This window comes from Ruminococcus sp. AF17-12 (assembly GCF_003479245.1).
Taxonomy (GTDB): Bacteria; Bacillota; Clostridia; order Lachnospirales; family Lachnospiraceae; genus Blautia_A; species Blautia_A fusiformis.
This window is the reverse complement of the sequence record NZ_QUGY01000026.1, coordinates 1-14,049: the sequence shown is the minus strand read 5'-3', so window position 1 is coordinate 14,049 and position 14,049 is coordinate 1. Positions and strand designations below refer to the sequence as shown.

Annotated in this window: 12 protein-coding genes, 1 tRNA gene and 1 pseudogene; 3 read left to right on the top strand and 11 right to left on the bottom strand. The window is 44.4% G+C overall.

Annotated elements, in window-relative coordinates:
- Positions 1-202 (top strand): hypothetical protein (locus tag DWW77_RS18200; RefSeq protein ID WP_207664962.1); only part of this gene is annotated, 202 nt, incomplete at its 5' end.
- Positions 203-775: 573 nt separating this feature from the next.
- On the opposite strand, the gene DWW77_RS17605 is transcribed toward DWW77_RS18200, so the two are convergent.
- The 7 genes from DWW77_RS17605 to fba form a co-directional block, all read right to left on the bottom strand.
- Positions 776-2,473, bottom strand: coding sequence for an extracellular solute-binding protein (locus DWW77_RS17605; protein ID WP_118609245.1), 1,698 nt, complete (start codon positions 2,471-2,473; stop codon positions 776-778).
- Positions 2,463-4,250: a cache domain-containing sensor histidine kinase gene (locus tag DWW77_RS17600; RefSeq protein WP_286188043.1), complete on the bottom strand. Its 1,788-nt coding sequence runs from the start codon at positions 4,248-4,250 to the stop codon at positions 2,463-2,465. The genes DWW77_RS17605 and DWW77_RS17600 overlap by 11 nt, the downstream gene beginning before the upstream one ends.
- Positions 4,141-5,679 carry a response regulator transcription factor gene (locus DWW77_RS17595; protein ID WP_118609243.1) on the bottom strand — a complete coding sequence of 513 codons (1,539 nt, stop codon included), beginning with the start codon at positions 5,677-5,679 and terminating at the stop codon, positions 4,141-4,143. The genes DWW77_RS17600 and DWW77_RS17595 overlap by 110 nt, the downstream gene beginning before the upstream one ends.
- Positions 5,680-5,768: 89 nt before the next feature.
- Positions 5,769-6,605, bottom strand: coding sequence for a carbohydrate ABC transporter permease (locus DWW77_RS17590; RefSeq protein ID WP_021650827.1), 837 nt, complete (start codon positions 6,603-6,605; stop codon positions 5,769-5,771).
- Complete coding sequence (locus tag DWW77_RS17585; protein WP_227752378.1) at positions 6,605-7,453, bottom strand: carbohydrate ABC transporter permease; 849 nt, start codon at positions 7,451-7,453, stop codon at positions 6,605-6,607. The genes DWW77_RS17590 and DWW77_RS17585 overlap by 1 nt, the downstream gene beginning before the upstream one ends.
- Before the next feature lie 118 nt (positions 7,454-7,571).
- A complete protein-coding gene (locus DWW77_RS17580) occupies positions 7,572-8,900 on the bottom strand; it encodes an ABC transporter substrate-binding protein (RefSeq protein ID WP_118609242.1) in 1,329 nt (442 codons plus the stop codon).
- A gap of 276 nt (positions 8,901-9,176) precedes the next feature.
- Complete coding sequence (gene fba, locus DWW77_RS17575) at positions 9,177-10,040, bottom strand: class II fructose-1,6-bisphosphate aldolase (RefSeq protein WP_015527136.1); 864 nt, start codon at positions 10,038-10,040, stop codon at positions 9,177-9,179.
- 194 nt (positions 10,041-10,234) lie between these two features.
- Here fba and DWW77_RS17570 point away from each other — a divergent pair.
- Positions 10,235-10,316 (top strand) — tRNA-Tyr (locus DWW77_RS17570).
- Between the two features lie 786 nt (positions 10,317-11,102).
- Here DWW77_RS17570 and DWW77_RS17565 read toward each other — a convergent pair.
- Together DWW77_RS17565 and DWW77_RS17560 are read right to left on the bottom strand one after the other, a co-directional pair.
- Positions 11,103-11,390, bottom strand: a pseudogene (locus DWW77_RS17565) (NAD(P)-dependent oxidoreductase); the annotation flags it as partial.
- Positions 11,312-11,653 (bottom strand): RraA family protein, encoded by a 342-nt coding sequence (locus DWW77_RS17560; RefSeq protein ID WP_015527134.1) that lies wholly within the window; start codon positions 11,651-11,653, stop codon positions 11,312-11,314. The gene DWW77_RS17560 and the pseudogene DWW77_RS17565, both read right to left, overlap by 79 nt.
- A gap of 136 nt (positions 11,654-11,789) precedes the next feature.
- On the opposite strand from DWW77_RS17560, the gene DWW77_RS17555 reads away from it, so the two are divergent.
- Complete coding sequence (locus DWW77_RS17555) at positions 11,790-12,713, top strand: LysR family transcriptional regulator (protein ID WP_015527133.1); 924 nt, start codon at positions 11,790-11,792, stop codon at positions 12,711-12,713.
- Positions 12,714-12,991: 278 nt separating this feature from the next.
- Here DWW77_RS17555 and DWW77_RS17550 read toward each other — a convergent pair whose 3' ends face one another.
- Positions 12,992-13,159 carry a tyrosine-type recombinase/integrase gene (locus DWW77_RS17550; protein ID WP_021650830.1) on the bottom strand — a complete coding sequence of 56 codons (168 nt, stop codon included), beginning with the start codon at positions 13,157-13,159 and terminating at the stop codon, positions 12,992-12,994.
- Positions 13,160-13,334: 175 nt separating this feature from the next.
- Positions 13,335-13,607 (bottom strand): hypothetical protein, encoded by a 273-nt coding sequence (locus DWW77_RS17545; protein WP_021650832.1) that lies wholly within the window; start codon positions 13,605-13,607, stop codon positions 13,335-13,337.
- Positions 13,608-14,049 lie beyond the last annotated feature (442 nt).

Genomic DNA, 14,049 nt, shown 5'->3' with positions numbered 1-14,049 from the left:
ACTCAAAATGGAACGTTGTGCCGATCTGGTTTCTGTATTCTTCGGTACTTATGGTGGTACGCTGTGCCGATCTGCGATCTGCTCCCTGTATTCTTCGATATTTATGATGGTACGCTGTGCCGATCTGGTCCCTGTATTCTTCGATATTTATGGTGATACACTGGGCCGATCTGGTCCCTGTATTCTTCGATATTTATGGTGATACGCTGGGCCGATCTGGTCCCTGTATTCTTCGATACTTATAGGAATATTCTGTACCGGTCTGACATTTCAGGACAGGACGCCCAGTCCGCTTCCATCCCCCCGCATGTTTTTTCCTGTCGGTTGGAAGCGTCAGCCAGAGGAAGGTGGCATCGGGCCGGGCTGCTGCGGAGGAGGGGTGATTACTACTTGGGCTGCGGGAGACGGCGTTATTGCGGCAGGGTCTGCTGTCTGAGCCGCAGGCGAGTTCTGGCCCTGCCGCAATGCTTTTAGCCGTCTCACGGAGCCCTAGTAGTATCCCCCGACGGAGTCCCTGCCCGGACCGATGCCACCTTCTTCTGGCGTCCCTCTATACATCCGCCTCTCAAACTCCCGACAGCATCCACCCTCGGACCGGTGCCACTTTCCTCTGGCGTCCCTCTATACATCCGCCTCTCAAACTCCCGACAGCATCCACCCTCGAACCGATGCCACCTTCCTCTAGCGTCCCTCTATACATCCGCCTCACAAAATCCCAACAACATCCACCCCGGACCAATGCCACCTTCCTCTAGCGTCCCTCTATACATCCGCCTCACGAGTCCACAAGCCCTTCCCGGACCCGCTCCGTAAGACTGTCTCCACCCTTACGATACCAATCTTCCACAAAAGAGTCAAAAGAGCTCACAGGCATTCTCCCCATAATGATCTGGATAAATGCATTCTTCTCCAGCAAACGCAAAGTCTGAGGAATCTCCCCGTCACCATCCCCCAGAAACTTTTTCTCCGGAGCACGGTAATTCGCATCCACCAGAAGCCCCACCGCCGAGATTCTGGACTTATACGCCGCCCATGCCTCCACCGAAGGCACCTCTGCCTCAAGATATTCCTTACACGCATCAAAATAAGATGCCTCAATGGCACTGAGATCCTCCCTGGTCTTCTCATCGCCCGGACTGTAAAGAACCTCACGGATATGCTTTGTCACTATATAAGTAGCCTCATTATAATCCACATTGATCATTAGCGGCCGCGCCGTAGGATCCACATTCAAGGCAAAATAAGTGTTCATCTCATCCGCATCCTCCGCTTCATATCTGGAATAGTCGAACAACACACTCAAAATCTTCATTGCAATCTCCGGATGCTCATACCCTTTACGCACAACTACATATTTATTATCTCGAAACGTAGAGTATACCTCCACAGTCCGCTTTACATCCGCAGTCAGATAATACGGTTCCCAGTCTGCCTCTTTATTCTTCTTATACTCATCCATAAGAGGATTATTCGGAGTCCACCAGAGTCCGAAAAACGCTCCGCATTTTCCATTCACCACAAGATCACGGATATTATTCTGTGCACGTAAAGCAAAATCCGGATCCAGTATTCCCTGCCTGTAAAGCTCTCTGAGATACCCCAGAGCCTCCTTTGTCTCCTCCGTCAGCGATCCATAGACAATTTCTCCATCTGCATTTTCAATCCACTGCTGCGGATACGCCCCGAACTTTTCAAACACAGGGTCCACCGAATAGCTGGTGCTGACCGTGCCCACAAGTCCCGGATCACAGACAAGTCCCACAGGATCTTCACCATCCTCTGCACCCATCCGGTTTTCCTGAAACGCACGGATCACTGAAAAAGCCTCTTCCAGTGTCTTCGGTTCTTTCAATCCCAGCTGTTCCATCCAGTCACGCCTCAGCCATAAAAGCTGCGACCCATCATCAATGGCAGTCTCCGGAAGTGCATACAATTTTCCGCCAAAAGTCCCGGAGTCTAAAAGTTCCTCTCCATAGCTCTCATACATTTCCTTTATTTTATCGAAAGCGCAGCTTTTGTATACTTCCGTCAGGTCCTCGATAAGATCATTTTCAACCAGCTCTTCCAGAGTTTCCCTGTCCGACACCAGAAAAATGTCCGGAAGATTCCGATCTTTGACCAGGATGTTCAGGGCTTCGTCATACCGCTCCTCACTCTCCATAAAAACATTCTTATTCTGTATATTCAGTGTCTTTTTCAGATACCGGGTATATGCATTGTCCTCATAGGTCTGCCCGTCCGGAAGATTAGAATTATTAGCCCCTTTCATCTGTCCCAGAGTATAAGTTACAAGCTCCGGATATTTTCCCAGAGGCGAGGTTTCTGCCTGTTCCCAGCTCTTGCTGCTCTTTTCGGACAGAACATCTATATCTGTTTTTTCCATTTCTGCAGTTTTTAAAGAACACCCCGTTAAAAGTGTCAGGCTCAGCATCGTACTCAGAAATACCACTGTTTTTCCCAGACTAAGTCTCATCTTTTTTTACCTCTTTCGGGATTCTCATATCAACGCTTGTCCCCTCACCTACCTTGCTCAGAATCCGGATGGCATATTTCTCTCCATATAAAATACACATACGGTCATTGACATTTTTAAGGCCATAGCCTTTTGCCTGATATGTGAGCAGCTTTTCTGCCTGCTCCTGCTCCATCCCTATTCCGTTATCTTCAACCCGGATCACTACATCCCCATTCTCTTCAAAGAAATAAAGTTTCAGAAGCTTTTCCCCTTCCTCCTTCACATCCAGGCCATGCTCCAGAGCATTCTCAACGATGGGCTGCAGGGCAAGCTTCGGAACCAACTCCTGCTGCACAGACGGATCGATATTCCACTCCACCTTAAAATCATTGTCATGCATGATCAGCTGGATTTCCAGATAAGCTTCGATATTCCGAATACAGTTTTCCACAGTCACCATATCTGCTCCCTTACTGAGCGCTGTCCGGTAAAATGTAGATAATGCCAACGTCACACGGCTGATCTCCTTCTGACGGCTCTTAATCGCCATCCAGTTTATAATAGAAAGAGAATTATAAAGAAAATGGGGATTGATCTGGGCAGTCAGCGCTTTCAGTTCAAATTCCTTCAGAGCGATCTTATTTTCATACACTTCTTCGATCAGTCGATTAATTTCATCCATCATATGGTGAAAGCTTCTCACCAGCTGTCCTACCTCATCTCCGGAATCACTGTAAACCGTAACTTCACGGCTTCCCTGGTTCACCTGTTCCATATTTCTGGTAAGCTGCTCAATCTTTCTGGTAAACAGCTTGGAAAACGTCATTCCCAGCACAATGATGATCACAACACAGAAGCCGATCAACGGGATCTCACTGATCAATACTTTTGAAACCGAGCTCTCGATCACAGCCGGAGGTTTGTAAAAATAATAGGTCCACCTTGTTTCATGTCCGCTGCTGCTGACATAGGTATATTCTTCCCTCAGACGATCCAGCTTTTTCGCAGTTTCTTTCTGTACGGAAATATCACTGGCCGCCAGATTTTCTCCATGATAGACGATATTTTGCTGATCATCCACCACAAAGCCTCCGGAATTCCGTTCGATAATATTGGCCAGAGGCTGGAATACTTTTCCGTAATCCAACGAAATACAGAGCACAGCCTCCCTGATCTTACCATCATATATTTCCCTGACTGCCGCGATCTGACGATTATCCCGGTCCACGATCCACTGAACCGTCACGGTATTATTTAATTTGTCACTCCACCATTCCCCATCCACCTCTGAAAGCGGAGCCAAGGTATATTCATGGCGCACGGGAATGCTTTCTGCAAAAAGCTGTATCCCCAGAATTGCTTCGTGGTAGGATTTCGGCACCGTCAATAGCGGATCCACAACTTCCGTATACTGTTCATATGCAGTATAACGATCCATATCTTTGTTGAAGATCACCTCCTGGATTTCGGGAGAATAGGTAAGATAATTCAAAAGACTGGCATAAATTTCGATCTGCCCGTCAATGCTTTCCCTGGTCTGCTCCAAAATGGAGTACATATCCTCCATCTCATTTTTCCGGACAAGACTACTCATGCGACTGTGACTGTACAGTGCCAACACGGTCATCGGCACCAGGGATACCAACACAAGAAGATTTGTCAGCTTGTACCGGTATTTCATATCATTATACTTCTTCAGAAGCCTCTTCATCCTCATTGTTTCCTTTCCGATAGGATTCCGGACTGCTTCCATAATATTCCCGGAAGCTCCGGCAGAAATACGAAGAATTGGCAAATCCTACCTGCTCACTGACCATGGCTACTTTCATGTTGGTGGTGCGTAGAAGCTCCTTGGCCTTTTCCATGCGAAACACACGGATGAAACGATTCAGGTTCATCCCCGTCTCCTTCTTGAAAATAAAACTGAGATAACCAGAAGAAAGATATACTTTTTCTGCCAGTGTTTCCAGATTCAGATCTTCCGCATAGTGATTGTAAATATAATTTTTTACTGCTGCCACCTCATCTCTGGATTCGCTCATGGAACGGTCCAGGAACTCCTCGTACTGGCGGATATTGTTTTCTGTAACCTCAATGATCTCCTGAATGGTAGAACAGCCATACAGATGATCCACTTCCAGATCCAGCCTGTGTTCTCCGGCAAAACGATTCTCCTGAAACAGCTCCCTTATCACATTGGAAAAAACAAATTTCACATACATGGCCGAAAATTGGGTATTGGACTGATATTTGGATGCCAGACTGCGGAAATGGCTCCATAGCTGCTTCACATCCTTTCTGGAAATATCTTCTGAGATTTTTTCCATAAGCCTGGAATCCTGCTCCTCTTCTCCGGTATTTTTTTCCTCATCTTCCTCGCTGGTGTAAACATGAATATCCGGATGATAAAATTTTTCTTCCATCTGCTGCTCCAGCTGTTCCATAATTTCCGGCAGTTCCTGATATCCGTCAAAACGCCGGCTTACAGCCAGATGAAAACGAACAGGATGACGGCGTTTCAGAAGATTATAGACATTTTTTGCCACAAGGACATAATCACAGTACACATCCTTAAAAAGGAGCAAAGACTGACGGCCATTAAGATTCAGATAGAAAAAAGAACGGCGAAGCTCTTCCCTGATCTCAATGGGAACCTCATCACTGGCAGAATCAAAAAATGCTTCATCCGATTCAATAAGAATTGCACAGTGCCACTGCTCCCAGACAGAAAAATCCACAATTTCTTCCGCCTCTTTCAGGCGTTCCTGATCTCCGGAATAAATGTAACTCAGAAGAAAATACTGCTGAAGAAAGCTTTTTTCTTTTATAGACTGCTGCTCTTTATTTTTCCGGGATGCGATTTCCTTCTGGATCTTCTGTATGGTGTCATGAAAGCGGTCCGGATCCACCGGTTTCAGTACATAATCCGTCACGCCATAGCGGATTGCCTCCTGGGCAAAAGCAAAATCTCCATAACCGCTGAAAATGATAATTTCCAGATCCGGATATTCCTCTCTTGCTTTTTTTGAAAGCTCCAGACCATCCATATGAGGCATTTTGATATCTGTCAGCATCAGATCCACAGGATGCTTTCTCAGCTCATTTAATGCCAGCTTGCCATTAGCCGCCTCATAAATTTCCCACTCTCCCTCTTCCATAGACAGAAGAAAGCGGATTCCGTCACGTTCCAGTTTTTCATCATCTACCACCAAAACTCTGTACATTCCTCACCTCGCCAAATATGGCCTGATCCACGTAAAAGCACGCAGATCAGGCCGTTTTTCTTTCATTTTAACATTATTCAACTGATTTGTCAGCCCTTAACAGCTCCTGCAACCACACCTTCAATGATATATTTCTGGCATGCAAGATAGAAGGCAATGATCGGAATGATAGAAAGGACAAGAACGCCCATCATAGCTCCCATATCAATGGTTCCGTAACCGCCCTTCAGATACTGGATGGCAATGGAAATGGTTTTATATTTCTTGATATCAAGTACCAGATATGGAAGAAGATAATCATTCCAGATCCACATGGTTTCCAGAATCGCTACAGTTACACAGGTCGGTTTCATAACCGGAAGAACCACTTTAAAAAATGTCTGGATCGGGGTACAGCCATCGATCATGGCAGCTTCCTCGATCTCGATCGGAATGGATTTTACAAAACCGCTGAACATAAATACCGCAAGTCCTGCTCCATATCCAAGATAAATGATGATCAGTCCCCACGGAGTATTCAACTTCAGGATGTTTGCAATCTTGGAAAGAGTAAACATTACCATCTGGAATGGTACGACCATGGAAAACAGGCACAGCATGTACATGGTTTTTGTCAGCGTGTTGGTAACACGGTTGATGTACCAGGCACACATGGAGGTACAGAGCAGAATTACCGCAACAGAAAATACTGTGATAAATAATGTCCATCCAAATGCCTGGAAAAATCCGGTTTTTGTAAGACCATTTACATAGTTTTCCAGACCTACGAACATTTTATCCGTTGGGATTGCAAAAGGATAACGGCTGATGTATGCTTTTTTCTTAAAAGAATTGATCAAAACCAGAAGAATCGGGAAAATATAAGCAACAGATACCACACTCAGGATCGCAGTCCACAGACCGCTGAATTTTACTTTTTTATTCATTACTGCTGTACCTCCTTACTTCTTGTGAGACGATTCTGGATCATGGCAATTGCTCCAACCAGTATAAAGAAGATCACGGCCTTCGCCTGTCCTACACCTTCCCATCCGGTACGTCCATAGAAGGTATTGAAAATATTCAGCGCAAGCATTTCTGACATATTGGAAGGCTCACCATTTGTAAGAGCAAGGTTCTGGTCAAAAAGCTTGAAGGAGTTGGTAAGTGTCAGGAAAGTACAGATGGTGATGGACGGCATGACCATAGGAATGATCACATGCTTCAGAAGCTGTCCTTTGTTCGCACCATCGATCTGTGCAGCCTCGATCAGTTCACCCGGGATATTCTGGATACCTGCAATGTAAATGATCATCATATATCCGATCTGCTGCCAGCACATCAGGATCACAAGGCCCCAGAATCCGTAAACAGAAGAATATGTAAGTGTTTTATTGATTTGAAGAAGCAGACCGTTTAACAGAAGCTGCCATACATAACCAAGGATGATTCCACCGATCAGGTTTGGCATAAAAAATACAGTACGGAATATATTGGTTCCTTTGATCTTCTTGGTCAGAAGCAACGCAACTGCAAAACCGATCACATTGATCAGAACTACTGATACAACCGTAAATGCGGTGGTGTACCATAATGCATGTCCAAAGGTTCCATCCTCAGTAAAAATCTTCACATAGTTCTGTAATCCCACGAATTTTGCATCCGTTACTGTGGTAAATTTACAGAAGGAAAGATATACGCCCATGATAAAGGGAACGATAAATCCAATGGTAAATGCCAGCAGGGTAGGCAGGACAAAAACCGGAAAATACTTTTTCATCATCTTATTCTGCATGTTTTCTCTTCCTTTCTCCTGAGGATGCATCCTTCCCTACTTTACGCACCCTCTCTTCATTAAAAGAGGCAGGCGGAAACCGCCCACCTCTTCGTGATCACGTTTCAGTTATATCTTATCAGCCTTCATTTGCTGCTTTGTACTCTTTTGCCCATCCGTCAACAAATGCAGTTTTCACAGCATCCCACTCGCCGGTACCCTGTGCATACTCAAGCATTGCACTGCCGACCTGGTTTTTCCACTCTTCAGAAGGCATGGTTGTAAAGTTCCATGAAACCGGAGTTTTACCAGCTTTTACATATTCGTCGGCTGCTTTTACAAGCGGATTTGCAGACTCATAATTCTCATCAAAGGTCTTGAATGGTGTTGTAAATCCCATTTCCTGGCTTATAGATTCTCTTCCTTCATCACTTGTGATAACCCAGCTGAGGAAATCAAGAGTTGCCTGGATATCCTTCTCATCTGCTTTTTTATTTACGCACCAGTAGTTCTCACTGCCTGTGCAAAGTCCCTGGTCCTCTTCACCATCTACACCAATGTAGATTGGAAGCATTCCCATATCCTCGTCTGCTACTTCGTTATCTTTGATGCTATCATAAGCCCAGGTTCCATTCTGATAGAACACAGCCTCTCCAAGGCCAAATTCAGCATTTGCATCATCGATAGTCTTGCTGGAAAGAAGGCTTGGCTCACAGGTAGAATCTGTGATATAAAGGTCAAACAGGTTCTTGAAGTTATCAAGATAGGTTCCTTTGATCGCATCTGTGGATGTGATTCCGTCTTCTTTGTACTCATAATAGATTGGAAGGTTTGCAAGGTGTGTCTTGAAGCGCCAGTCACTGGAAGAATCAAAGCCTGCGGAAGTAAATGCACCGTCAACTCCAAGGTCATCTTTCTTAGCCTGGATATCATCTGCAACCTTCTTTAATGTCTCAAAATTGTTGATCTCATCTGCAGACTTGATCACAGCGCCATCCATCTCACAGTATTTCTTAAGAAGCGCTTTGTTGTAAATAATTCCATATGTTTCAATTACATAGGCGATACCGTCAACTGCACCGCTGTCATCCTTCAGTACGAAATCGTCACTCTCCACATTTTTATAAACATCGCTGTCTTTCAGGTCATAGCAATAATCCTTCCAGGATGCAAGTCCAACTGGTCCGTTAACCTGGAACAGTGTCGGAACCTCATCCTTGGCCATCTCTGATTTCAGAGTAGACTCATAAGTTCCGGAAGCAGCTGTAACAACGGTAACCGGTACACCAGTCTCATCGGTGTATTTCTTTGCCAGGTCTGACCACTGATCTGCCTGCTCCGGTTTAAAATTCAGATAATAAACAGAGCCTTCACTGTCATCCCCTTTTGCCATAGCCGGAACTGCCGGGATCATGGTAGCTGCCATTAAAGCTGCAAGACCAAATGCTGTTGCTTTTTTCATTCTCATAATCGTACCTCTCCTTTACCTTATATGATATTCAATTTGTTTCGCGGATATGCTTAAAACGTCCATTTCGCATATTCCTGACCGATAAGCTTCAAATCAGCTTCTCGATTAACTTGATATTATTGTAAATCGAAGAGGTCATTTTCACTATATAAAAAAATCAAGAAACATGTTGATTTTTTTATATAGTAAAAATATTGATATTTTATCATGAAAAAAGAAGCCGGAACAGGCTTGCTCCCATTCCGGCTTCTTTCATATATTATTTTCGATTCATCATGCTTTATTGACAGATCCGAAAAGCTCCATTTTCTCTTTAACAGTAGCTTTGATCGCTTCTGCTCCAGGTGCAAGAAGCTTACGTGGGTCATATCCTTTACCCTGCTGATCTTTACCCTCTTCAATGTATTTACGTGTAGCTTCAGCAAATGCAAGCTGGCACTCTGTATTTACATTGATCTTGGAAACGCCAAGGCTGATCGCTTTCTTGATCATGTCTGCCGGGATACCTGTACCACCGTGAAGAACAAGCGGCATATCTCCTGTCAGTTTCTGAATAGCATCCAGAGTCTCAAAGCTTAAGCCCTGCCAGTTAGCCGGATATTTTCCGTGAATGTTACCGATACCAGCTGCAAGGAAGTTGATTCCGAGATCTGCAACTCTCTTGCACTCCTCAGGATCAGCGCACTCGCCCATACCAACAACACCATCTTCCTCGCCACCGATGGAACCAACCTCTGCCTCAAGAGACATGTTGTGCTCAGCAACGATCTTAACCAGCTCTTTAGTCTTAGCTACGTTCTCATCGATCGGATAATGAGATCCGTCGAACATAATGGAAGAGAAACCAGCCTCAACACATTTCAGGCATCCATCATAGCTGCCGTGGTCAAGATGAAGAGCAACCGGAACAGTGATGTTCAGCTCTTCCATCATACCGTTAACCATACCTACAACAGTCTTATAACCTGTCATGTATTTACCGGCACCCTCGGAAACACCAAGGATTACAGGAGAGTTGAGCTCCTGAGCTGTCTGAAGGATAGCTTTTGTCCACTCAAGGTTGTTGATGTTGAACTGACCAACTGCATAATGGCCTGCTTTTGCTTTTTTCAGCATTTCTGTTGCGTTTACTAACATGATAAAATCCTCCTAACCTGTATTAGGATACGGAAAAACCGTGTCCTTTATATCCAACCGTACTCATAATAGCAGATTTCCTTTGGTAAGTCCAGTATTTTACCAAAAATGCTGATGCTGTGGGAATTATTATTTTTTTTGAGAAAAAGCTTGCAATTTTATCAAATGTTATATATAATACATTTGTTGTTCACGGATGGATTCCCGAGTGGCCAAAGGGGGCAGACTGTAAATCTGTTGGCACCGCCTTCGAAGGTTCGAATCCTTCTCCATCCAGCGAATTTAGCTCTTACATCTTTGCGATGTAGGAGCTATTTTTTTGTGCAAAAAGAAAACCGCAAAGGGGCCGCAAAGCCGCGGCCCCTCTGCACACCCCTCGGGCTTTTTTTAAGGAGTTCTTGGTTGTGGATGAGGGGAGGGTGTTGACTTGTGTCTGTATGCTTGGGTATTGGATGTGGGACGCTGTGCCGATCTGGTTCCTGTATGCTTCGGTGTTGGATGCGGGATGCTGTGCCGATTTATTTTTTGGGGGATACGGCCGGCTGCTTTATTGGTTATGGATTGTTTTGAGGCCGTTTTCTGTATGCTTCGGTGTTGGATGCGGAACACTGTGCCGATCTGGTTCCTGTATTCTTCGGTGTTGGACGTGGAACGTTGTGCCGATTTATTTTTATATATTGTGTTTTTTGGGCACTGGGCAGAATGTACATTCGCTTCTATTGTCTGCTCTCTGCGGTTGAATTTTCAGCCGGGGATGTGGCAGCGGTATGGGCTGCTGCGGAGGAGGTGTGATACTGCTTAGGCTGCGGGGATCGGCGTTATTGAGACAGGGGCTGCTGTCTGAGCCAGAGGCGAGTTCTGCCCCTGTCTCAATGTTTTTAGCCGATTTCCGGAGCCTTAGCAGTATCCGCCGACGGAGCCCTGCCCGTACCGCTGCCACATCCCCGGCGTACGGTTCATTCAATCCACCACACAAAGAAAAAGACGGCCACCCCCCAAAAAGCGAGACAGCCGTCCTTTCCTCACACATCATACATAGGAAATCGAAACACCGAAAAAAATCTATTTGTTAACTCTGTTAACCGTATTACCATCCAGAAAAGCCTTGATATTATCAACCGTAATATCCATGATCCTCTGTCTGGAAGCCTGAGCAGCCCAGGAGATATGCGGAGTGATGATGCAGTTTTTAGCCTTGAGAAGCGGATTATCCCCCTTGATCGGCTCAGTAGAAACAACATCAAGACCAGCAGCATAAACCTTCCCACTATTCAGAGCATCTGCCAGATCCTGCTCAACAACAAGCTGACCACGGCTGTTGTTGATAAGGATAACTCTATCCTGCTTCCTTTGTTTGCAAGAACGATAACATCTCCCGGCTGAGCCATATCCAGTGCTTTATGGAACAGAAGGTTATCTCCTGCCGGTGCATTTACTGTAAATGCAGTTCCCAGAAGTCTTGCCTTCGGGTTCAGCGGGAAAATACTGGAATCTACGGCAGCGATCTTTCCACAGTTATCATCAATATTTGCAACTGGAATTCCACGGAAGGCTTCTACTAATTCTTTTGACGGTCTTTCAAAATTTCGTCTGATCCTACATCCTAATGCCATATGAAAACCTCTCTTCTTTTGATATACAAGCTTACTATTGAATAACGAATAATTTCTCTGTATAATATAAATAATTTTTATATTATCAAAGCTTAAACCATCCTATAGACAACACCAAAGAAAAGGAGCTGTTCATATGAATCTTGCTGAAATCGAAACCTTTCTCACCATTGTAAATACCAAGAGCATCACCCGTACAGCGGATCTTCTTTTTCTTTCCCAGCCTACTGTCAGCCACCGGCTCACATCTCTGGAGAACGAACTGGGTTTTCCCCTTGTGATCCGTCAGAAAGGCCACAAGCAGGTGGAACTGACTGCCAAGGGAACAGATTTTATCATCCTTGCGGAACGCTGGATGTCTCTCTGGAAGGAAACTATGGAGTTGCAGCGCAATCAGGATTCCCTGCTACTTACCATCGGCTGTACAGACAGCCTGAACGTAGCTGTTTTCGCACCACTGTATGACAGGATCTTAAATGAACAGACCAAGCTGGACCTGAACATCGAGTCCCATCACTCTTCAGAGCTCTACGGTCTTCTTGGAGAACACAGCATTGATATCGGATTTGTCTACCACAAATTGCATTACAAGAATATCATAACAGAGAAAATCTTCGAAGAAAAACTTTATCTGATACAATCGGATCAGCCAGTGATTCCGGCTCCGGCAATACATACCGATGAGCTGGATCCATCCCTGGAGCTGTTTTTAAGTTGGGATGACAATTATCAGATCTGGCATGACCGCTGGCTTTCCTCCGCTTCCAGGCCTCACATTGCGGCAGATACCATCACACTTTTGGACCGTCTCTGGAAAAAACCGGGGAACTGGATGGTCGCACCACAGTCTGTGATCCTGGAGCTTTCCCATTACCGGCCTCTTTTTATCAGTGAACTGAAAAACACACCGCCAAACCGTGTCTGCTATAAGATCAAGCATAAATATCCAAAGTCCACTAGCAAACGTGCCGTGGAATTCTTCGAAAATGCACTGGAAGACTTTCTTGCAGAATCCACTCCGTCCTTCCCGATCGGCCAGGTATGGGAACGACAGAAATAAAAAAAACGGTAAGCACAAGTCCGTCAGGAAGATTTTCTGCTTTACCGTTTCTTCTTATTATATTATTTATACCAGGATTTTTGATCCACCGCTTTCCGCCACATAAAGCAACAACGGGCTTCGACTTGTTTCATCATATATCAAGAACACTTTGTTTACAAGGATTTTCAGCATTTCCATGAAAAACAATATTTCGTCTGATTGCGTCTATTTTCTTTTATTTGTCACAAAAATTGTCATAAAAGAGCCACGCCCGATAAAGGGAATGGCTCTGATTATTACATTATATTTTCAAGCTTTTTTATTTCATTCTGTACTCTTGCAACATCTACGTGATTGTATATGTTCATTGTAATGCTTATGTCACTATGTCCCATAATCATTTGTAAAACTTTGATATCTAGGCCAGCTTCTGCACATCTGGTGCAAAACGTATGCCTCAGCATATGTGGATGTGTCAAGTATAGGACAAAAAAATTTTATTTTTTTCTGCCGAAGACTATCTGACGTTTCCATCAGGTAGTCCCAGCACCTTTATTATCTTCTGATAAATCATTCTTGTCCTGCTCAAGTTATCTCTGTTCTGAAAAAATATCGTCAAAATTCCATTCGATTTCAATTTCATCCTGAATCAGAGAAACAGCAGCACCCGTCACTGCAATCAGCCCCACTCTCCAGTTCATACAGGTAAGCCACAAAAGAATACAGATAAAATTCAGATGCGCACTGTTCCATGTACATGTCTGAAAAACAAATCATCACACCTGGCATTACTCGGTAAACCGTCATAACGCCCTCTCCTGTCGCATCATTTAACATAAGAACAGCGCAATTCTCATTCTGAATCACAGGCTTCACATTACTTCCAAGACTTGCAATTTCATTTACATTCAAATTTCTTCTCCTTTCACATAGTGGTATTTCTTTGTATTAGTTTCATCTAACCTTTTTTTCTATTATCTTAACATGAGAATCGAGCATTATCCAGACCTGAACGGACGGCAATAATCCATTTAGACAAAAATAAAGTTCCAGACTTATTATCTGAAACTTTATTATAAATCCAGCATCATTGTATTACTTCACACAACGGAAATATACCATGGAACCGTCAACATGGATATCCGTTTCTTTATATAGTTTTGGAAGGATATCTCTCAGCTCTTTCTCCGTCTGAAACGGTGGAGAAAACCACCCTTTCTTTGCAAGAATATTTTTTACCAGCCAATCTGTCCGTTTCGATTTTCCCCTGATTTGACACTCCCCACAGCTAAAGTAGGGGGATTCTTGCTTCTCCCACTACTGCATTGGCAAACACCTTACGGTACTGCAATGT